The organism is Pseudomonas sp. JL27(2026) (assembly GCF_056933555.1).
In genome coordinates this window covers 1,111,108-1,132,590 of record NZ_CM167794.1, presented here as the reverse complement: position 1 = coordinate 1,132,590, position 21,483 = coordinate 1,111,108, and the positions used below count along the sequence as shown (strand labels likewise).

14 protein-coding genes are annotated in these 21,483 nt (G+C 59.5%); 13 read left to right on the top strand and 1 reads right to left on the bottom strand.

Annotation, left to right across the window (positions count from 1 at the left end):
* The first annotated feature begins 221 nt into the window (after positions 1 to 221).
* From yaaA to AC1Z1G_RS05060, 13 genes are all read left to right on the top strand, one after another.
* On the top strand, positions 222 to 1,001 hold the full coding sequence (gene yaaA / locus AC1Z1G_RS05120; protein ID WP_483625405.1) for a peroxide stress protein YaaA: 780 nt from the start codon (positions 222 to 224) through the stop codon (positions 999 to 1,001).
* Positions 1,002 to 1,827: 826 nt separating this feature from the next.
* Positions 1,828 to 3,144 carry a nucleotide sugar dehydrogenase gene (locus AC1Z1G_RS05115; protein ID WP_483625403.1) on the top strand — a complete coding sequence of 439 codons (1,317 nt, stop codon included), beginning with the start codon at positions 1,828 to 1,830 and terminating at the stop codon, positions 3,142 to 3,144.
* 102 nt (positions 3,145 to 3,246) lie between these two features.
* A complete protein-coding gene (alg8, locus tag AC1Z1G_RS05110) occupies positions 3,247 to 4,716 on the top strand; it encodes a mannuronan synthase (protein ID WP_483625401.1) in 1,470 nt (489 codons plus the stop codon).
* 35 nt (positions 4,717 to 4,751) lie between these two features.
* Complete coding sequence (locus AC1Z1G_RS05105; RefSeq protein WP_483625399.1) at positions 4,752 to 5,924, top strand: PilZ domain-containing protein; 1,173 nt, start codon at positions 4,752 to 4,754, stop codon at positions 5,922 to 5,924.
* A gap of 9 nt (positions 5,925 to 5,933) precedes the next feature.
* Positions 5,934 to 7,445, top strand: coding sequence for an alginate biosynthesis TPR repeat lipoprotein AlgK (algK, locus tag AC1Z1G_RS05100; protein WP_483625397.1), 1,512 nt, complete (start codon positions 5,934 to 5,936; stop codon positions 7,443 to 7,445).
* Positions 7,442 to 8,941 carry an alginate export family protein gene (locus AC1Z1G_RS05095; protein WP_483625395.1) on the top strand — a complete coding sequence of 500 codons (1,500 nt, stop codon included), beginning with the start codon at positions 7,442 to 7,444 and terminating at the stop codon, positions 8,939 to 8,941. The genes algK and AC1Z1G_RS05095 overlap by 4 nt, the downstream gene beginning before the upstream one ends.
* Positions 8,942 to 8,967: 26 nt before the next feature.
* Positions 8,968 to 10,560 (top strand): mannuronan 5-epimerase AlgG, encoded by a 1,593-nt coding sequence (gene algG / locus AC1Z1G_RS05090; protein WP_483625393.1) that lies wholly within the window; start codon positions 8,968 to 8,970, stop codon positions 10,558 to 10,560.
* A 10-nt stretch (positions 10,561 to 10,570) separates the two neighbouring features.
* Positions 10,571 to 12,019, top strand: a complete 1,449-nt coding sequence (locus AC1Z1G_RS05085) for an alginate O-acetyltransferase (RefSeq protein ID WP_483625391.1) — start codon at positions 10,571 to 10,573, stop codon at positions 12,017 to 12,019.
* 8 nt (positions 12,020 to 12,027) lie between these two features.
* A complete protein-coding gene (locus AC1Z1G_RS05080; protein WP_483625389.1) occupies positions 12,028 to 13,149 on the top strand; it encodes a mannuronate-specific alginate lyase in 1,122 nt (373 codons plus the stop codon).
* Between the two features lie 213 nt (positions 13,150 to 13,362).
* Positions 13,363 to 14,919, top strand: a complete 1,557-nt coding sequence (locus tag AC1Z1G_RS05075) for an MBOAT family O-acyltransferase (RefSeq protein ID WP_483625388.1) — start codon at positions 13,363 to 13,365, stop codon at positions 14,917 to 14,919.
* An 11-nt stretch (positions 14,920 to 14,930) separates the two neighbouring features.
* Positions 14,931 to 16,106 (top strand): alginate O-acetyltransferase, encoded by a 1,176-nt coding sequence (locus tag AC1Z1G_RS05070; protein ID WP_483625386.1) that lies wholly within the window; start codon positions 14,931 to 14,933, stop codon positions 16,104 to 16,106.
* A gap of 14 nt (positions 16,107 to 16,120) precedes the next feature.
* On the top strand, positions 16,121 to 16,774 hold the full coding sequence (locus tag AC1Z1G_RS05065; protein ID WP_483625384.1) for an alginate O-acetyltransferase AlgF: 654 nt from the start codon (positions 16,121 to 16,123) through the stop codon (positions 16,772 to 16,774).
* 213 nt (positions 16,775 to 16,987) lie between these two features.
* Positions 16,988 to 18,439 carry a mannose-1-phosphate guanylyltransferase/mannose-6-phosphate isomerase gene (locus AC1Z1G_RS05060; protein ID WP_483625382.1) on the top strand — a complete coding sequence of 484 codons (1,452 nt, stop codon included), beginning with the start codon at positions 16,988 to 16,990 and terminating at the stop codon, positions 18,437 to 18,439.
* Between the two features lie 91 nt (positions 18,440 to 18,530).
* Here the strand turns inward: AC1Z1G_RS05060 and AC1Z1G_RS05055 are convergent, their stop codons facing one another.
* Positions 18,531 to 21,317, bottom strand: a complete 2,787-nt coding sequence (locus tag AC1Z1G_RS05055; protein ID WP_483627753.1) for an RHS repeat domain-containing protein — start codon at positions 21,315 to 21,317, stop codon at positions 18,531 to 18,533.
* Positions 21,318 to 21,483 lie beyond the last annotated feature (166 nt).

Sequence of the window (21,483 nt, the reverse complement as noted above, 5' to 3'; positions counted from 1 at the left end):
CTTGCTCCCGCTGGGCTGCGAAGCGGCCCCAAAAGCTGCAATCTCACTCTTCCAGATAAAACCAGCCTATCAATTTACGACCGCTTCGCGCTCGAACGGGAGCAAGCTCTCTCGCCACAAAAGCCCATCCAGTCAAACCACCGATCACCTATGGACTTGATAGCTGGAGTCAAACCGTCCAAGTCCCTAGAATCCCCCGCACGATTACAGGAGACGACTTCATGCTGATGGTGATTTCCCCCGCCAAGACCCTCGATTACGAAACACCGCCGGCCACCCAGCGTTTCACTCAACCGCAGTACCTGGACCACTCCCAGGAACTGATCCAGCAACTGCGCGAACTCAGTCCGCAGCAGATCAGCGAATTGATGCACGTTTCCGACAAGATCGGTGGCCTCAACGCAGCACGTTTCGGCAGCTGGACGCCCGCCTTTACCCCGGCCAATGCCAAGCAGGCGCTGCTGGCGTTCAAGGGTGACGTGTACACCGGCATGAACGCCCAGACCTTCAGCGAAGCCGACTTCGACTATGCCCAACAACACCTGCGCATGCTCTCGGGCCTGTACGGCCTGCTGCGCCCGCTGGACCTGATGCAGCCGTATCGGCTGGAGATGGGCACCAAACTGGCCAATGCCCGTGGCAAGGACCTGTACGCCTTCTGGGGCACACAGATCAGCCAATGGCTGAACGAAGCCTTGGCTGAGCAAGGTGATGACGTGCTGCTCAACCTGGCCTCCAACGAGTACTTCTCGGCGGTCAAGCGCAATGCCCTGAACGCCCGGATCATCAATACCGAGTTCAAGGACCTGAAAAACGGCCAGTACAAGATCATCAGCTTCTACGCCAAGAAAGCGCGGGGCATGATGAGCCGTTTCATCATTCAGGAACGCATCAACGACCCGGCCATGCTCAAGCAATTTGACGTGCAGGGTTACCGCTACAGCAGCGAGCAATCCAAGCCCGACTCTCTGGTTTTCCTTCGCGATCACGCCCCCGAATAGCCCTCCCTCCCGGCGCACGTCATGAACACGGCACGTGCGCCGGAGCGTGATCCACCTCACACTTTCCCCGCCTGATCCGCCATTATTATGGCGTCAATTTTAAGTCCGTCCGATTTATAACTTTTCTTTCACTCGACATCCGTGATTTTTTTCACTAGTGGCACTCAATTTTTTTATGCGTAGTGGCATAAAACCATATAAGCCGATTATCGCCCCGTTAATAAAGGCCCAAATGGAAAGTGCTATCAATATGAAAGCAGTGCCATCTTTTGCATTATTTCAAGAAATTTCAAATTTCAGGATGAGCGGACAGGAACTATGTCCAAATGCACCGCTCATACCACCGGTAACGATTATCACCGTAGTTGTACGAGATAACTTACACAGAGACGAGAGTCGGTAGCCAAGTTGTCATATTCAACTTAAGCCCGGACTCTATTATTTGGAATAACCGTATAAGGACAGGAGATAACGCACCATGACTCTCCCTTACAGGGCCAAGGCTGCGCCCCAATAAAAATGCTCATCTGAGCATTGAAGTACCTGGTTTTACTGGATCAAAGCCCAAGTTCCAGTGCACAAAACCATTGCACGAATATCTTCCCGATGAAGATTGGCTGCATATCAGGGCAGGTCATAACAACAAGACCTCGTTACGCACAGCTTGAGTGCATGTCGTTAGACACTCGGAACTTAGTATGCCTGCACACGGCATTGTGGCGCCTATTGCCCACACTTTCGAGTGCACCATGACCGCTGAACACTATTAACTCCGGCCACCTAATGGCTTGGTGAATACCGGTTCCATTACAGAGAGGTAAATGCGATGCGCATCAGCATATTTGGTTTGGGTTACGTCGGTGCAGTCTGTGCCGGTTGCCTGTCTGCACGGGGTCATGATGTGGTTGGCGTCGATGTCGCCAAAGACAAGATTGACCTGATCAACGCCGGTCGCTCTCCCATCGTCGAACCTGGCCTGGGCGAACTTCTGTCCCAAGGTATCCAGACCGGCCGCCTGCGGGGTACCACCAACTTCGCAGAAGCGATTCGCGATACAGACCTGTCGATGATCTGCGTCGGTACGCCGAGCAAAAAGAACGGCGACCTGGAACTCAACTACATCGAGTCGGTGTGCCGCGAGATCGGTTTCGTCCTGCGCGACAAGACCACCCGCCACACCATCGTGGTACGCAGCACCGTACTGCCGGGCACGGTGAAAAACGTGGTGATCCCGATCCTCGAAGACTGTTCAGGCAAAAAGGCCGGCGTCGACTTCGGTGTTGCGGTGAACCCGGAGTTCCTGCGCGAGAGCACCGCGATCAAGGACTACGACCTGCCACCGATGACCGTTATCGGCGAGTTCGACAAAGCCTCGGGTGACGTTCTGCAAGCGCTGTACGAAGAACTCGACGCACCGATCATCCGCAAGGACATCGAAGTCGCCGAGATGATCAAGTACACCTGCAACGTCTGGCACGCCACCAAAGTGACCTTTGCCAACGAGATCGGCAACATCGCCAAAGCGGTCGGTGTCGATGGTCGCGAAGTGATGGAAGTGGTTTGCCAGGACAAGACCCTCAACCTGTCCCAGTACTACATGCGCCCCGGTTTCGCCTTCGGCGGTTCGTGCCTGCCCAAGGACGTGCGCGCCCTGACCTACCGCGCCAGCACGCTGGATGTGGAAGCGCCGCTGCTCAACTCGCTGATGCGCAGCAACGTGTCCCAGGTGCAGAACGCCTTCGACATCGTTTCCAGCCATGACAAACGCAAAGTCGCCCTGCTGGGCCTGAGCTTCAAGGCCGGCACCGATGACCTGCGCGAGAGCCCGCTGGTGGAGCTGGCGGAAATGCTGATCGGCAAGGGCTACGACCTGAGCATCTACGACAGCAACGTCGAGTACGCCCGCGTCCACGGTGCGAACAAGGATTACATCGAGTCGAAGATCCCTCACGTCTCGTCCTTGCTCAACTCGGACTTCGACTCGGTGATCGACAACTCCGACGTGATCATCCTCGGCAACCGCGACGAGAAGTTCCGCGCACTGGCCGAGCACGCGCCGGACGGCAAACAGATCGTCGACCTCGTCGGGTTCATGTCCAAAGCCACCAGCGTGAGTGGCCGAACCGAAGGTATCTGCTGGTAAGGCAGCCACACGTTTCAAGCTGCAAGCGGCAAGTTAGAAGCTCTTCACTTGAGGCTTATAGCTTGTCACTTGCAGCCTCCTCCTACTCCGACGGATACGATTATGCAAAGGCTAAACCAAGCCGCCGGCTGGATGCTGTACTTAGGGCTTTTGATGGTCATCGCCCTGGCGCTACCTGCGTCCACGTTCGACTCCGAGTCGAAGGACTTCATCTTCCTGATTGGCGCCGTGGGTATCTGGCGCTACTCGATGGGTGCCACGCACTTTTTGCGCGGCATGCTGTTTCTGTACGTGGTGTACCCGCACCTGCGGCGCAAAGTGCGCAAGCTCGGCAAAGCGGCTGACCCGTCCCACGTATTCCTGATGGTCACCAGTTTTCGCATCGATGCGCTGACCACTGCTCAGGTCTATAGCTCGGTGATCCGCGAAGCCATCGACTGTGGCTTCCCGACCACCGTGGTCTGCTCGCTGGTGGAGATGTCCGATGAGCTGCTGGTCAAAAGCCTCTGGGCGAAAATGAACCCGCCGGCCCACGTCAAACTCGACTTCGTGCGCATCGCCGGCACCGGCAAGCGTGACGGCCTGGCCTTTGGCTTTCGCGCCATCTCCCGTCACCTGCCGGACGACCGCGCCGTGGTGGCCGTGATCGATGGCGATACCGTGCTCGCCGAAGGCGTGGTGCGCAAGACCGTGCCGTGGTTCCAGCTGTTCGGCAACGTCGGCGGCCTGACCACCAACGAATTTTGCGAAGTGCGCGGCGGCTACATCATGAGCGAGTGGCACAAGCTGCGCTTCGCCCAGCGCCACATCAACATGTGTTCGATGGCCCTGTCCAAGCGCGTGCTGACCATGACCGGCCGCATGTCGGTGTTCCGCGCCACCGTGGTCACCGACCCGGACTTCATCGCCGACGTCGAAAGCGACTCGCTGCAACACTGGCGCCTGGGTCGTTTCAAGTTCCTCACCGGCGATGACAAGTCGAGCTGGTTCAGCCTGATGCGCCTGGGCTACGACACCTTCTACGTGCCGGACGCCGCGATCAACACCGTTGAACACCCGCCGGAAAAGAGCTTCATCAAGGCCAGCCGCAAACTGATGTTCCGCTGGTACGGCAACAATCTGCGGCAGAACTCCCGGGCATTGGGCCTGGGGATGAAACGCCTGGGTCTGTTCACCTCGGTGGTGCTGTTCGACCAGCGGGTGTCGATGTGGACGTCCTTATTGGGCCTGACCGTCGCGCTCATCGCCAGTTTCAAGTACGGCACCGCGTTCATCCTGGTGTACCTGCTGTGGATCGGCATCACCCGCCTGATCCTGACCCTGTTGCTTTCCTGCTCCGGGCACCGGATCGGCCCGGCCTACCCGGCGATTCTTTATTACAACCAGATCGTCGGTGCGCTGGTGAAGATCTACGTGTTCTTTCGCCTCGACCAACAGTCCTGGACCCGCCAGGACACCAAACTGACCCGTGATCTCGCCAGCTTTCAACGTTGGTTCAACACCTGGTCGTCTCGGACCATGACCTTCTCCGCCGGCAGCATTTTTGTCGCCGTGCTGCTGATGATGGTCTGACCTGCCCTGCCTGAATTAACTAGGAAATCGCCCTTATGAATACCGCCGTGAACGTCAACGTAGTGCATGAATCCGAAGCCCAGCGCCAACACGCCCGGGTCAGAATCCCGGCCAGGCTGCGCTTTTTCGGGCCCACCGGCGCGCCGCTCGAAGCGCGGGTGGAAGACCTGTCGGCCGGTGGCCTGTGTTTCAACGCCGGCGCTCAAAAAGCCCTGACGGTGGGCGAAGTGCACAAGGGCCGTCTGCAATTCGTGATCGACAACCTCGGCCTGGCCATGGATGTCGAACTGCAGGTCCGCTCCTACGATCGCCAGACCGGTCGTGCCGGTTGCCAGTTCCAGAACCTCGAACCGCAGGACATCTCGACCTTGCGCCACCTGATCACCTCGCACCTGTCCGGCGACATCGTGAGCATGGGCGACGTACTGGCGACCCTGCAACGCGACAACTTCACCAAGGCGCGCAAGGTCAAGGACGGCGGCCACGGCATGACCCCGTTCGGGCGTTTGAAAGCGGTGACCTTCAGCGCCGGGATCTTCATTGTTGGGCTGGCGGCGTTCGGCTTCATTTTAAAATCGGTGTACGGCATGTACTTCGTCAGCCACGCCCAGGCCGGGCTGGTGAGTGTGCCGGGCATGAACATCACCATGCCGCGCGACGGCACCGTGCAGAGCCTGGTGAAAACCGATGGCGTCGCTGCCAAGGGTGCACCGCTGGCGACGTTCAGCACCAGCATGCTCGACGTGCTCAAAGGGCATCTGGACGAAGACCAGCTGCAACCGGCCAAGGTTGAAGAACTGTTCGGCAAGCAAATGACCGGCACCCTGACCTCGCCGTGCGATTGCACCGTGGCTCAACAGTTGGTCGCCGACGGCCAGTACGCCAGCAAGGGCGACGTGATCTTCCAGTTGGTGCCCCGTGGCAGCCAGGCCACCGTTGACGCACGCTTCTCCTATCGCCAGTTCGGCGACGTGCTGCCAGGCAGCCCGGTGCGCTTCCAGATTGCCGGCGAAGACAAAACCCGCACCGGCAAAATCGTCAGCAGCACCAGCCTGAAAAGCGCCGACCTGTCTTCCGACATACGCGTGCTGATCCAGCCGGACGAACCGCTGGACAGCACGTTCGCCGGTCGCCCGGTAGAAGTCAGCAGCGACCGTGGCCCCTCCGTGAACTGGCTGATCAACAAAGCCATGGCCGCCGGTCTTTAAGCGGAGGACATGCCTGTGACTACTCCACATATCCCTGTTACACCGCAACCCCTGTGGGAGCGAGCTTGCTCGCGAATGCGGTTTAACATTCAGCAACAATGCTCGCTGACACACCGCTTTCGCGAGCAAGCCCGCTCCCACATGGGTTCATTGTGCGCAGTTGCACTGGCTGTAAGCCTGGCCGGTTGCGCCGGCCTGCCCGACCAGCGTCTGGCCAACGAAGCGCTGAAACGCGGCGACACCGCGCTCGCGCAGCAGAACTACAAGCAACTGGCTGACCTGGGCTACAGCGAAGCACAGGTCGGCCTGGCCGATATCCAGGTCGACAGCCGTGACCCGGCGCAGGTCAAGCAGGCCGAAGCGACTTACCGTGCTGCGGCCGACGTCTCGCCACGGGCTCAGGCTCGCCTGGGTCGTCTGCTGGTGGCCAAAACCGGTTCAACTGAAGCCGAACAACACGAAGCCGAAGGCCTGTTGAAGAAAGCCTCTGCCCATGGCGAAGGCAACACGTTGATCCCGCTGGCGATGCTGTACCTGCAATACCCGCACAGTTTCCCCAACGTGAACGCGCAACAGCAGATCAGCCAATGGCGCGTCGAAGGCAAACCGGAAGCGGGCCTGGCCCAGGTGCTGCTCTATCGCACCCAAGGCACTTACGACCAGCACCTGGATGAAGTGGAAAAAATCTGCAAAGCCGCACTCAACACCACCGACATCTGCTACGTCGAGCTGGCCACGGTCTATCAGAAAAAAGCCCTGCCTGAACAACAGGCCGAGTTGATCAGGCAGCTGCAAGCCGCCCACACCCGTGGCACGGTTTCCGCGCAACGGGTGGACAGCGTCGCCCGTGTGCTGGGCGATGCGACCCTGGGCAAGACCGACGAAAAAACCGCCCAGGCCCTGCTCGAGAACATCGCCCCTGGCTACCCGGCGTCCTGGGTCAGCCTGGCCCAGTTGCTCTACGACTTCCCGGAGCTCGGTGACGTCGACACGATGATGAAGTACCTGGACAACGGCCGCGCTGCCGACCAGCCGCGCGCCGAACTGTTGCTGGGCAAACTCTACTACGAAGGCAAATGGGTGCCGGCCGACGCCAAGGTTGCCGAAGAACACTTCCAGAAAGCCGTCGGCAAGGAAGTCGCCGCCGACTACTACCTCGGCCAGATCTACCGCCGTGGCTACCTGGGCAAGGTCTATCCGCAAAAAGCCCTGGAGCACCTGCTGACCGCTGCGCGCAATGGCCAGAACAGCGCCGACTTCGCCATCGCCCAGCTGTTTTCCCAAGGCAAGGGCACCCAGCCCAACCCACTTAACGCCTATGTCTTCAGCCAGTTGGCCAAGGTTCAAAACACCCCGCAAGCCACTGAACTGGCACAAACACTTGAAGCCCAACTGCCACCCGCGCAACTGGCCGAGGCCCGGCGCCTGTTGCAACAGGAACAGGCCAGCCGTGGCGCCTTGAGCCAGAACACGTTGCCACTGCACGCCCTGCAAGCAGAAGACGGCGAGGAATCCCTATGAAGTTGAACCCATTCATGAAGGCCGGTATCGGTTTGACCTTCGCCCTGCTGTGGTCCTGCCCGACGCTGGCCGCCATGACCGACACCAAGAATTTCGGCCTGGATGTGAAAATCACCGGTCAGTCCGAAGACGACCGTGACCTGGGCACGATGAGCGGCGGCGACGTCAACGGCGTCGGCCTCGACCTGCGCCCATGGGTCTACGGCGAACGCGGCGCGTGGAGCGCCTACGCCATGGGGCAAGCGGTGACGGCCACCGACATCATCGAGACCGACACCCTGCAACAGGCCGACGACGCCAACCAAACCACCAACAGCGGTGATCGCACGTCGAAGAAAAACTACCTGGCCATGCGCGAGTTCTGGGTCGGCTACAGCGGCCTCACGCCCTACCCCGGCGAACAACTGAAGCTCGGTCGCCAGCGCCTGCGCAACGACGACGGCCAATGGCGCGACACCAACATCGAAGCGCTGAACTGGACCTTCGACACCACCCTGTTGCGCGCCAATGTCGGCGCTGCCGAACGCTTCAGCGAATACCGCACCGACCTCACGGAGCTGGCGCCCAAGGACAAGGATCGCCTGCACGTTTACGGCGATGCTGCCTACCAGTGGACACCGGGCAACTGGGTCGGGATTCGTGGTCATCACACCCATGACGACGGCAAACTCGACTACCCGACACCTGGCGTTGCCGGCGACTCGCTGGACAAAAAGCAGAACGGCGACATCAGCTGGCTCGGCCTCACCGCCGACAGCGACGCTTTTAACTGGCGCAACACCAACACCGTCAATTACTGGGGCAGCATCACCGGCATGAGCGGCGACCGTGACACGGTCAACCCGCTCAACGCCGATGGCACGCGCCCAGCCCAAGCCAAACGCGGTGAAGACCTCAATGGCTGGGCCACTGATATAGGCGTGCGCCTGCGCCTCGATCCGCAATGGCAAGTCGGCGCGGCCTACGCCCGAGCCAGTGGCGATTACGAACAGAACGGCCTGGAAAGCAACCGCTCGAACTACACCGGTACGCGCTCGCGGGTCCACCGTTTCGGCGAAGCCTTCCGGGGTGAAATGAACAACCTGCAGACCGCCACGCTGTTCGGCTCCTGGATGCTCAACGACGAATACGACGCCAGCCTGATCTACCACAAGTTCTGGCGCGTCGACGGTAACAAACCGGTCGGCAGCAACGGCATCAACGCCGTCCAGAACAACTCGGTTAACAACAGCTCTGACGACGTGACTGGCGCACTGCTCTCCAGCACCTCCCTGCCCCTGGAAGACGGCAATAAAGACCTCGGCCAGGAAGTGGATCTGGTGGTCACCAAGTACTTCAAGCAAGGCCTGCTGCCAGCCGCTTTGAGTCAGTCCATCGATGAGCCGTCGGCGCTGGTGCGCTTTCGTGGCGGGGTGTTCAAACCGGGCGATGCCTATGGCAAACAAGTCGACTCGTACATGCACCGCGCCTTCGTCGACGTGATCTGGCGCTTCTGATGCGGGCCGCCAAGGGAGTGCACGACATGACCACTCAAGCCGTCAAAGGCCCGATCAGCCTGCTGGCCGCCGCACTGTTGCTGGCCAGCACTGCGGTGCTCGCCAACGTTGAGCCGCTGGCGCCTGTCCAGAAAGGGCAGCAGGCAACCGTCGCCAAAGGGCTGCAACAGGCCAGGACCTACACCGTCAGCAGCGCACCGACCGCACCGCTGGAGCTGGCCGCACCGACGTTGCCCGACCTTTCCGGCTACACCGCGCAAGCCGTTGAGGCGAAGATCGTGCGCAGCAAAGCCGCCAAGGTCAGCGTGCGCCGGATGATGCAGGAAAACGCCCTGAAGGACTTTATCGGCGGAGACAACAAGATGGCCGAGTGGGTGGTGCGCCAGCACGGCATCCCTCAGGCGATCTTCATCGACGACGGTTACCTCAACCTCAAGGACCTGGCCAAAACGCTGCCCAAGCAGTACTTCAGCGAAACGTCGCCGGGGGTATTCCTGGCACGCCTGCCTATTGTGGTCGGTGAAAAAGGCATCCTTGAAATCGACAAACAAACGCAAGAGCTGCGCTTGTCTGAAGAGGCCGGTTCGTTCCTGGTCAACGACGGCCAGCTGTTTGTGACCGACACCCGAATCACCGGCTGGCGCGAGAAGGCCAACGGCCCGGCGACCTTCCGTTCGCCCAAGGAATTTCGCCCGTTCCTGCTGGCCTGGGGCGGCACCGAGACGTACATCGTCAACAGCAAAATGGCAAGTTTCGGTTACTCCAACAGCAAGTCCTACGGCGTGAGTATTTCCCAATACACGCCGAACATGGCCAAGGTGCTCAAGCGCCCGGAACCGACGGGCTGGATCGTCGACTCCGAGTTCTCGGACATGTGGTACGGCTTCTATTGCTATGAAACCCAGGGCTTCGTGGTCAAGGGCAACACCTACCGCGACAACATCGTCTACGGCATCGACCCCCACGACCGTTCCCACGGGCTGATCATCGCCGACAACACCGTCTTCGGTACGAAGAAGAAGCACGGGATCATCATTTCCCGTGAAGTGAACGACAGCTTCATCTTCAACAACCGCAGCTACGACAACCACCTCTCAGGACTGGTGATCGACCGTAACAGCATCAACAACGTGATTGCCTACAACGAGATCTACAAGAACCACACCGACGGCATCACCCTCTACGAGAGTGCCGACAACCTGTTGTGGGGCAACAAGGTGATCAGCAACCAGCGCCACGGCATCCGCATTCGTAACAGCGTGAACATTCGCCTCTACGAAAACGTCGCCATGGCCAACGGCCTGACCGGGATCTACGGGCACATCAAGGACCTCACCGACACCGACCGCGACATCAAGCTCGACCCGTTCGACGCCCAGGTGTCGCTGATCGTGGTCGGCGGTGAACTGGCGGCCAACGGCAGCGGGCCGATGTCCATCGACTCGCCCTTGAGCGTCGAGCTGTACCGGGTGTCATTGCTGGCACCGACCAAAGCCAGCGGCATCAGCTTCTCGGGAATTCTTGGCGAACGTCAGGACGAAATCCTCGACCTGTTGGTGCGCCAGCAAAAAGCCGTGTTGATCGACCCCGTCGAACGCCAGACCGAAATGCGCGACTGAGGATAACGTTATGCACCCACACTTGATCAAATTACTCAGCCTGTCGGCCCTGACGGCAGGCATTCTCGCCGCCAGTACCGGCGTGCGTGCCGACGATGTCAAAGCCCCGAGCTTCACCGCCGACCCGTGCTGCAACCTGTGCCCGCAAGCTCATGACGCGAAGAACTACACCACGCGCTATCAGCAAAACTTCACCACGCTGGTACAAGCGCAAGGCGACTGGCTGTTCCGTACGCAGGAAGACCTGCGCACCGAATTCAACACCACGGCCGAAGGTTATCGCCGCCTCAAGCAACTGCACGAAGCCTTCAAAAGCAAAGGTGTGGAACTGGTGGTGGTGTATCAGCCAACCCGTGGCCTGGTGAACCGCAACAAGCTCAACCCGCAAGAGAAAGCCGCGTTCGATTACGACAAGGCCCTGAAAAACTACCAGACCATGCTCGCTCGTTTCGCCGAGATGGGTTACGTGGTGCCGGACCTGTCGCCGCTGGCCAACGAATCGTTGCCGGACACCTTGCCGGCCCACGATTTCTACTTCCGTGGCGACCAGCACTGGACCCCTTACGGCGCCCAGCGCACGGCGAAAATCGTCGCCGAGAAGGTCAGGCAACTGCCGGAGTTTACCGACATCCCCAAACGCGAATTCGAGACCAGAAAGTCCGGGCGCATGGGCAAGACCGGCACCCTGCACAACATGGCCGGGCAACTCTGTGGCACCAGTTACGCGATCCAGTACATGGACCAGTTCACCACCGAGCCCAAAGGTGAAGCGGCGGATGGCGACCTGTTCGGTGATGCCGGCAACCCGCAGATCACCCTGGTCGGCACCAGTCACAGCGGCAAGAACTACAACTTCGCCGGGTTCCTCGAAGAGGCCATCGGTGCTGACATTCTCAACGTCGCGTTCCCCGGCGGTGGCCTGGAAGGCTCGATGCTGCAATACCTGGGCAGCGACGAATTCCAGAAAACCCCGCCGAAAATTCTCATCTGGGAGTTCTCGCCGCTGTACCGCCTCGATCAGGAAACCATCTACCGCCAGATGATGGCGCTGCTCGACAACGGCTGCGAAGGCAAGGAGGCGCAAATGTCCGGCAGCAGCACCCTCAAGCCAGGCAAAAACGAGTTGATGGTCAACCGCAATAACCTCGACCTGCGTAACAGCAATCATCAGGTCGACATTCGGTTCGCCGACCCGTCGGTGAAAACCCTGCAAGCCACCCTCTGGTACATGAACGGCCGCCACGAGGACATCAAGATCGACAAACCGCAAACCTCCGACACTGACGGGCGTTTCGCCTTTGAGCTGCGCACGGACGAAGACTGGGCCTCGCAAAACTTGCTGGCCGTTGAAATCCAGGGCCCTGAAGCAGGGGCCGCGCCGCAGAAAGTCGAAGCAAAAATCTGCAAACGCAACGTGTTCCCGAGTGCCGGGCAGCGTACTGCTTCGGTCGGGCAATGAGGTCTGCCATGCAAAATTCGACACTGAAAACTGTACTTGCGCCTGCCCTGTTAAGCCTGGCGATGTTCGCCGGGGCCACTCAGGCGGCCGCGCCCTTGCGTCCACCCCAGGGCTATTTCGCGCCAGTGGATAAGTTCAAGACGGGCGATGCCAGCGAAGGCTGTGACGCGATGCCGACGCCGTACACCGGCGCCCTGCAATTTCGCAGCAAATACGAAGGCTCCGACAAGGCACGCTCAACACTGAACGTGCAGTCGGAAAAAGCCTTCCGCGACACCACCGCCGACATCACCACGCTGGAGCGCGGCACCAGCAAACGGGTGATGCAGTTCATGCGCGACGGTCGCCCGGAACAGCTGGAATGCACGCTGAATTGGCTGACTACGTGGGCTCGGGCAAATGCACTGATGTCCAAGGACTTCAACCACACCGGCAAGTCGATGCGCAAATGGGCGCTGGGCAGCATGGCCTCGGCGTACATCCGCCTGAAGTTCTCCGACTCCCATCCGCTGGCCACCCATCAGCAGGAGGCGCAACTGATCGAGGCCTGGTTCAGCAAGATGGCCGATCAGGTGGTCAGCGACTGGGACAACCTGCCGCTCGAGCAAACCAACAACCACTCGTACTGGGCTGCCTGGTCGGTGATGGCGACCTCGGTCGCGACCAACCGCCGCGACCTGTTCGACTGGGCCGTGAAGGAATACAAGGTCGGCGCCAATCAGGTCGACGCCCAGGGCTTCTTGCCCAACGAACTCAAGCGCCAGCAACGCGCCCTCGCCTATCACAACTACGCCCTGCCACCGTTGGCGATGATCGCCAGTTTTGCTCAGGTCAACGGTGTGGATGTGCGTCAGGAAAACAACAGCGCACTCAAACGCCTCGGTGACCGGGTGCTGGCGGGGGTCAAGGACCCTGAGCAATTCGAGCAGAAAAACGGCAAGGAACAGGACATGACCGACCTGAAAATCGACTCGAAATTCGCCTGGCTCGAACCGTTCTGCACGCTCTACACCTGTACGCCGCAGGTGCTGGAACAGAAGCACAAGATGCAACCGTTCAAGACCTTCCGCCTCGGCGGGGATTTGACCAAGGTCTACGACCCGGCCAATGAAAAGGGCAAGGGTTCTTAGAGACAAACACACACCCAGTGGGAGCGGGCTTGCTCGCGAATGCGGTCTGGCACTCACCAATGATGTCGACTGATACACCGCTTTCGCGAGCAAGCCCGCTCCCACACTGGGTCAGTGCAAGACGTTAGTTGAGTGTTTTACCCCCCGGTTTTTCACGGGGGGTTTGGGGGGGCCGTTGGCCCTTGACTGTTGGTTAAACAAGGAGAGATCGGGATGGTATTTTCATCCAATGTGTTCCTGTTTTTGTTCTTGCCGGTCTTTCTCGGCCTGTACTACCTGAGCGGGATTCGCTATCGCAATCTGCTGCTGCTGATCGCCAGCTACGTGTTCTATGCCTGGTGGCGCGTGGACTTCCTGGCGCTGTTCGCCGCCGTCACGCTGTGGAATTACTGGATCGGCCTCAAAGTCGGCGCAGCAGGAGTGCGGACCAAACCGGCCCAGCGCTGGCTGCTTCTGGGCGTGGGCGTCGACCTGTGCATCCTCGGCTACTTCAAGTACGCCAACTTCGGCGTCGACAGCATCAACGCAATGATGACCTCGGTCGGTCTGTCGCCGTTCATCCTGACCCACGTGCTGTTGCCGATCGGGATCTCGTTCTACATCTTCGAGTCCATCAGCTACATCATCGACGTCTACCGCGGCGACACCCCGGCGACCCGCAACCTGATCGACTTCGCGGCATTCGTGGCGATCTTCCCGCACTTGATTGCCGGCCCCGTGTTGCGCTTTCGCGACCTGGCCGACCAGTTCAACAACCGCACCCACACCCTCGACAAGTTCTCCGAGGGCGCGACGCGGTTCATGCAGGGTTTCATCAAGAAGGTGTTCATCGCCGACACGCTGGCGGTGGTCGCCGACCATTGCTTCGCCCTGCAAAACCCGACCACGGGTGACGCCTGGCTCGGCGCGCTGGCCTACACCGCGCAGCTGTACTTCGACTTCTCCGGCTACAGCGACATGGCCATCGGCCTGGGCCTGATGATGGGTTTCCGCTTCATGGAAAACTTCAAACAGCCGTACATCAGCCAGTCGATCACCGAGTTCTGGCGCCGCTGGCACATCAGCCTCTCCACCTGGCTGCGCGACTACCTGTACATCACGCTGGGCGGTAACCGTAAAGGCACGCTGATGACCTATCGCAACCTGTTCCTGACCATGCTGCTGGGTGGTCTGTGGCACGGCGCGAATATCACGTACATCGTCTGGGGCGCCTGGCACGGCATGTGGCTGGCGATTGAAAAAGCCATCGGCCTAAATACTTCGCCGCGCCGCTTCAACCCGATCCGCTGGGCGCTGACCTTCCTGTTGGTGGTGATGGGCTGGGTGATCTTCCGCGCCGAAAACCTGCATGTGGCGGGCCGCATGTATGCAGCGATGTTCAGCTTCAGCGAGTGGTCGCTGTCGGAACTCAACCGCGCCAGCCTCACCGGCCTGCAAGTGGCAACACTGGTCGTGGCGTACGCCACGCTGGCGTTCTTCGGCCTGCGCGATTTCTATCGCAATCAGCCACCGGTCAAGAGCCAACCCGTCGAAGCCGATGGTCCTGCCACCGCGCAACCCGGCCTGATCAAAGCCGTACCGGGCGATAACCCGGCGAGCATTCACGAACCCGGTTACAGCGTCGGCATCGATGCCCAGGTGCAACCGGCCTACTGGGTCGCGGACTGGCCGCGCTACGCCATGCGGACGCTGGTGCTGCTGCTGTTCATCGCCTCGATCCTGAAACTCTCGGCGCAAAGTTTCTCGCCGTTCCTTTATTTCCAGTTCTGAGGGATCTGACCATGACCCGCTCATTACGTCTGTTCTACATCGCCCTGTTCCTCGTGACCCTGTTGGTGCTGGGCCTGTGGTCGGTGCGCAGCTTCTTCGGCTTCAACACCAACCCCGACGCAACCGTGCTCAACGGTCGCTGGGCCAAAGCCGTAGAAACCCATTACGACGACCAGTTCCCGATCAAGCGCCTGGGCACCAACCTCTGGGCTCTGCTTGACTTCAAGCTGTTCAACGAAGGTCGTCCGGGCGTGGTACTCGGTCGCGATCAGTGGTTGTACAGCGATGAAGAATTCAACCCGGTGGTCAACGAAGAGTTGAGCCTGCAAGGCAACTACGCGCTGGTCGAAGGCGTGCGCCAAACGCTCAAGGCCCGTGGCGTGCAGTTGGTGATGGCGATTGTCCCGGCCAAGGTTCGCCTGTACCCCGAACACCTCGGTGAGGTGAAACCGGCGCGCATCCACGCCGACCTCTACAAGGACTTCCACAACCGGGTAGCCGCCGACAGGATCCTCGCTCCCGACCTGCTTAGGCCCCTGCAACAGGCCAAGCAGAACGGTCAGCAAGTGTTCCTGCGCACCGACACGCACTGGACGCCGGAGGGCGCGCAAATCGCCGCCGAGCAACTGGCCAAAACCATTGCCGAGAAAGCCCCACTGAGCGGCCAGCCGCAGCGTTATGTCACCCACACCGCAGAAAAAGTGACCCACAAGGGCGACCTGCGGCTGTTCCTGCCACTTGATCCGCTGTTCGAAAACCTGATGCCAGCCACCGAGCCGTTGCACAAACGCACCACCGTTGCGGTGGATAACCCGCCTGGCGGTGACGATGCGTTGTTCGCCGACAGCGAAGTCCCCGTGGCACTGATCGGCACCAGCTACAGCGCCAACCCGAACTGGAACTTCGTCGGGGCGCTCAAGCAAGCGCTGCACAGCGACGTGGTCAATTACGCCGAAGACGGCCACGGCCCGATCCTGCCGATGCTCAGCTACCTGAAAAGCGAAGCCTTCAAGAACAGCCCGCCCCAGGTGCTGATCTGGGAGTTTCCTGAACGTTATCTGCCTGTGAACAACGAAATCGGCGACGCCGACCCGCAGTGGGTCGCAGAACTCAAACAAGCCGGTGCTCGTCAGCAAAACGTAGCGATTAACCGTAAATCCGAGACGCCCGACCGGGCGCAAAACTGAAAGAGGTAACTCCGATGACTTTCACTACGACTCCTCGTCGTCTCGCCAAGACCTTTGTCCTCGTAGCCGGTATGGGATTGCTGTCCCAGGCCTTCGCCGCTGGCGACGCCGCGCTCTACGGCCCGACCGCACCGAAAGGCTCGAGCTTTGTGCGCATCTACAACGCCAGCAATGCCGAAGTCAGCGCCAGCGTTGGCAGCACTAACCTGAACGACGTCGCGCCGCTGGCCAGCAGTGATTTCAGCTTCTTGCCCGGTGGCGACTACAGCGCCAAGGTCGGCAGCCAGACTGTGCCGGTGAAACTCGCCGCCGATCACTATTACACCCTGGTCAACACTGCCAGCGGCCAGCCACAACTGATCGAAGAGCCGCCATTCAAGAACAAACAGAAGTCGCTGGTGCGGGTGCAAAACCTCAGCAACACCGCCGTGACCCTGAAGACCGCCGACGGCAAGACCGAAGTGGTCAAGAGCGTCGCGGCCAAGAGCCGTGGCGAGCGCGAAATCAACCCGGTGAAGGTCAGCCTGGCGCTATACGACGGCGACAAAAAAGTCGGCGACGTGAAACCGGTCGCCCTGGAGCGCGGTGAAGCGGCCGTGCTCTACGTCACCGGCAACGGCAGCAGCCTGTCGCCGGTCTGGGTGAAACGCCCGGTCTCGACGCGCTAATTAATTTTCCTGATTGACCCATTTCCCTGTGGGAGCGGGCTTGCTCGCGAAAGCGGTGTGCCAGGCGGCATTAATGTCAACTGACACTCCCTCTTCGCGAGCAAGTCCGCTCCCACAGTGGACCGAGGTGTCAGTTGGGACACGAAACAAAAACAAGAGTGAAACGACAGAACGTTCGTGCTCTAACCCAATCGATTCTCAAGGAGTAACACCATGATTCCAGTGATCTTGTCAGGTGGTAGCGGCTCACGTCTTTGGCCGCTTTCGCGCAAGCAATTTCCCAAGCAATTTCTCGCCCTGACCGGCGAGCACACGTTGTTCCAGCAAACCCTGGAGCGCCTGGTGTTCGAAGGCATGGACACCCCGATCGTGGTCTGCAACAAGGACCACCGTTTCATCGTCAACGAGCAGTTGAGCACCCGTAAGCTGCAAACCCAGCGCATCCTCATGGAGCCGTTCGGGCGCAACACCGCACCAGCCGTGGCACTGACCGCGATGATGCTGGTCAATGAAGGCCGCGACGAACTGATGCTGGTGCTGCCGGCCGACCACGTGCTGGAAGACCAGAAAGCCCTGCAACGCGCCCTGGCCCTGGCCACCGTGGCCGCCGAGCGCGGTGAGATGGTGCTGTTCGGCGTACCGGCGACCAAACCCGAAACCGGTTACGGCTACATCAAGTCCACCAACGATGCCCTGCTGCCCGAAGGCGTCAGCCGGGTCTCGCACTTTGTGGAAAAACCCGATGTGAAACGCGCCACCGAATTTGTCCAGGCCGGTGGTTACTTCTGGAACAGCGGCATGTTCCTGTTCCGCGCCAGCCGCTTCCTCGAAGAGCTGAAAAAGCACGACCCGGACATCTACGACACCTGCCTGCTGACGCTGGAGCGCAGTGAACAGGACGCCGACACCATCACCTTCGACGAAGCCACGTTCGCCTGCTGCCCGGACAACTCCATCGACTACGCCGTGATGGAAAAAACCCAGCGCGCCTGTGTGGTGCCACTGTCGGCCGGCTGGAGCGACGTCGGTTGCTGGTCGTCGCTGTGGGAGGTCAACGAAAAAGACGCCAACGGCAACGTCACCAAGGGCGATGTGGTGATCCAGGACAGCCGCAACTGCATGATCCACGGCAATGGCAAACTGGTGTCGGTGATCGGTCTTGAAAACATCGTGGTGGTCGAAACCAAGGACGCCATGATGATCGCCCACAAGGACAAGGTCCAAGGCGTGAAACAGATGGTCAACACCCTCAACGAACAGGGCCGCAGCGAAACCCAGAACCACTGCGAGGTCTATCGCCCATGGGGTTCCTACGACTCGGTGGACATGGGCGGCCGTTTCCAGGTCAAACACATCTCGGTCAAACCGGGCGCGTGCCTGTCGTTGCAGATGCACCATCACCGCGCCGAACACTGGATCGTGGTCAGCGGCACGGCCGAAGTGACCTGCGACGAAAACGTGTTCCTGCTGTGTGAAAACCAGTCGACGTACATCCCGATCGCCTCGGTCCACCGCTTGCGCAACCCCGGCAAGATTCCACTGGAAATTATTGAAGTGCAGTCGGGAAGTTACCTGGGTGAGGATGATATCGAGCGGTTTGAGGATATTTATGGTCGCTCGACGCCGATTGAGCGTGGAGTGTCGGTGAAAACCATCGCGCAGTGATTGATCGGTAAAACAACAAGCCCTCGTCCAGCCCACTGCGTTCCCTATCCGCAGTGGGTTGGGTGGGGGCTTATTTACATGTGGAAGTTCATTAAGGAAATGGTACCCATTTATCGCTTCCTGCTTTTCTGGAGGCGACAATGTAGGCGTTCGGAATCGGGGTTACGAAAGTCATTTCCACAGTCCTGGGCGGAATCATCGCAACGAATTCGGACTGATCAAGCGTGCCACCACTCATCAAAAGTCTGGCATCTAACCCATTTTTGGGAGTGAATCTGAAAGACGACCCGAGCCCCAGTGTCTGCTCATTAATGTCTCGTTCTTTCAAACCTGGGATTTCCATCCGGTACAGATAGGCTCTGGTGTCACCATATCCACCTGATGATTCATCCATGCCAGTAGATACATAACCAGCAACGGGGCTTCTCACGTGTTCGTTGGCGTGGGTGTTAATACCTTTGGCGACCACTGCCTGAGTGAATTCCTGTTTGATTTTGGGTCCCCTGTTGTCCCTCGGGTAAAAACCGCCTGCTTTATGGATATCCTCGGGTGGACGATTATCCCCCCTCATGGCCACAACACTCCCCGTTTGGGCAAGCAACAATGAATGCGAGCCGACAACCATTGAGCCGGTAGCGTATGAAGGGAGCGGTCCTGCCGAATGATCCGCTTGGGGTAACACAACAGGCGGCGGTCTCTTAGATGCTTCCACTTTCGCTGGCGCGGCTGTATTCGCCTGGACCGGGCTGTCGAGGCGAGGTGGAGCAAACTGAAGTGCTGCCGATCTCGCCGGGATCGGCGGGCGTAAACGTGCCGGTACCTGGGGTGCACTGGGTGCATTAAAATGCTCCCTGAGTCGTGAAACACTACCTAGCGGACCGTCTTTGGGATCAGGTGCGAGCCCATTTTTATCAACCAATCCCACCGGATTGTTCCGAACCATCCGGTACAGATTTAGACCATCTACGTCTCCTGCGGGGTCAGGGTTGACCCAACGCTGCAACCACGGCATGTAGTAACGAAAACCGTAGTAATAAAGCCCCGTTGCATCGCGCTCCTTGCCTGAGTAACGCACCGTTTTATAACTGACCTCAATTACATCGTCACCGGCAAAACAGGCGGTCTCGCCAAAGGGGTAGTAGGTTTCCCGGCTGATAATCCTGGCGTCATCGGCAAGTTCGAGGATGCAGGAGTTCAGGTGATCGACGAGGTTGTAACGGTATTGATCGTTGCTCAGACCGAGCGGCGGATCGGTTTCCCAGTGCAGCACCCGCACGCTGTTCAGTCCCGCCTGGGCGGTGACGACCTGCCACACCTGCCCCGTGCCGTTATCGGTGCGCAGTTCAAGCCCCGGCAAATAACGTACTTCAGCGACGACCGTTCGAGCATTGGTTTGCAGCGAGCGGATTTTGCGAACGCGCTGTCCGCTGCCATCGTAGACATAGGACTCCCGATCATTGAGCCCGGAGGCGCGTTCCACCGGGCTGACCGAGCGCAGTTGGTTACGCAGATCCCACGTCAGGAGCCGTCCTTGATCCAGCTCCAGCAAATTGCCATTGGCGTCAAAAGCGCCGGCGATTTCTTCTTCGGTAGGCGGGCGGCCATTGCGCTCGGGCAGGCAACGATTGCTATAGCGGGCGGAGGTCAATGTGCGCCCCGGATTTTGTGCACCAACATGCGTCAGCTTTAGCAAATTGCCGCCCTTGTCATAACAGTACGTCTGGCGGTAGTTGCTGACCGCAGCCGGATCGGCCCGCCCCACGAATTCCGGCCCCCGGTTGGGACCTCCCCTCTCCCAGCCGGTGGCCTCGATCAACTGATAAAGGCTGTCGTAGACAAAGCAACTGATAGGCTCGATACGCTGATTACTGAAGTAACGCACCGACAGCGCCTTGTCCTCGATGCTCAGGACGTTGCCCATTCGGTCGTAGACGTAGATCAGGTGCTGCAACAAACCGGCATGATCGCTCCACGCCCGTCGTTCCATCAGGCGTCCGTCCTCAGGGCAATAGGTCAGGCTTGTCACCACATCATTGCCGGCCGTTTCCCTCTCCACCTGCCCATCGGCGTTGTACTGAATGTCACTGACCAGGGTTTGCCCGGAGGTCTGCCCTCTCAACGCCAGGGCGCTGCCACGCAATCGACCCTCCAGGGTCAACCGGAACGACTGGCGATTTTCTTTGGCATCGGTCTGTTCCAGCACATCCCCCAAAGGACCGTAACGCCACTTCGTTGTCGCCCCCACACCTGGCTCCAATAGCAGGTTGCGCTCGGTTTCCTCCTCTGGCCAATCCGCAAGGGCATCAGGGTTGCGGGTGAAGTGACGGATGTGTTCAAGACTTGCGCCGGTAATCGCAAACGATTCGAACAACACTGTACCCGCCGGGTCATCGTGGCGAATCAGTTGCCCGCACTGATTATGGTTCTGACTGGCTTGATCAGGCCCACCATATTGCAATCGCTCGAGGCAACGCCGTGGCTCTCCTGAGCCTTGCTCGAACACCGTCAGTGGCCGCAGAAGCTCATCGTATTCAACTTCGTGTCGGGTACCACAACCGTCCCAGCTCAACAAAGACTCATTGGCAAGACCGGGCAGGTTGATGCGCCATCCGGCATCGAGGCTGACAGTATGTAATGCGTTACCGGACAGCGAATACAGCGTAGTGACGTTGGGCGGGGCCTGAAGATCGTCCTCTTGCAGCCCCCAAAGCCGTGGGTCCCACTGTTTGACCGGATAACCTGCAGCATCGTGGAACGTGCGGTTGATGCGTGCCTGGGCCGGATCGCCTTCGCCCTCGCGCCAATAATCAACCGAACGGATCGGCAGCCCCCGGGGATCGACGACGGAGAGTCGTGGGGTTTTGTGATGCATTCCCATCGTCAAGTCATGCATACCGGCGGCTCCCTGTTTACCAGCGGTCATCTAACCGTTCGCGGACAGGCGTGGCTACTGGTAGAAATTACAGTACCGACCAACGGCAAAGTACCTTGATCGCCGAATGTCTATTCCCGCAACCCTTCGGTAGGATGGTGATCATAAGTTC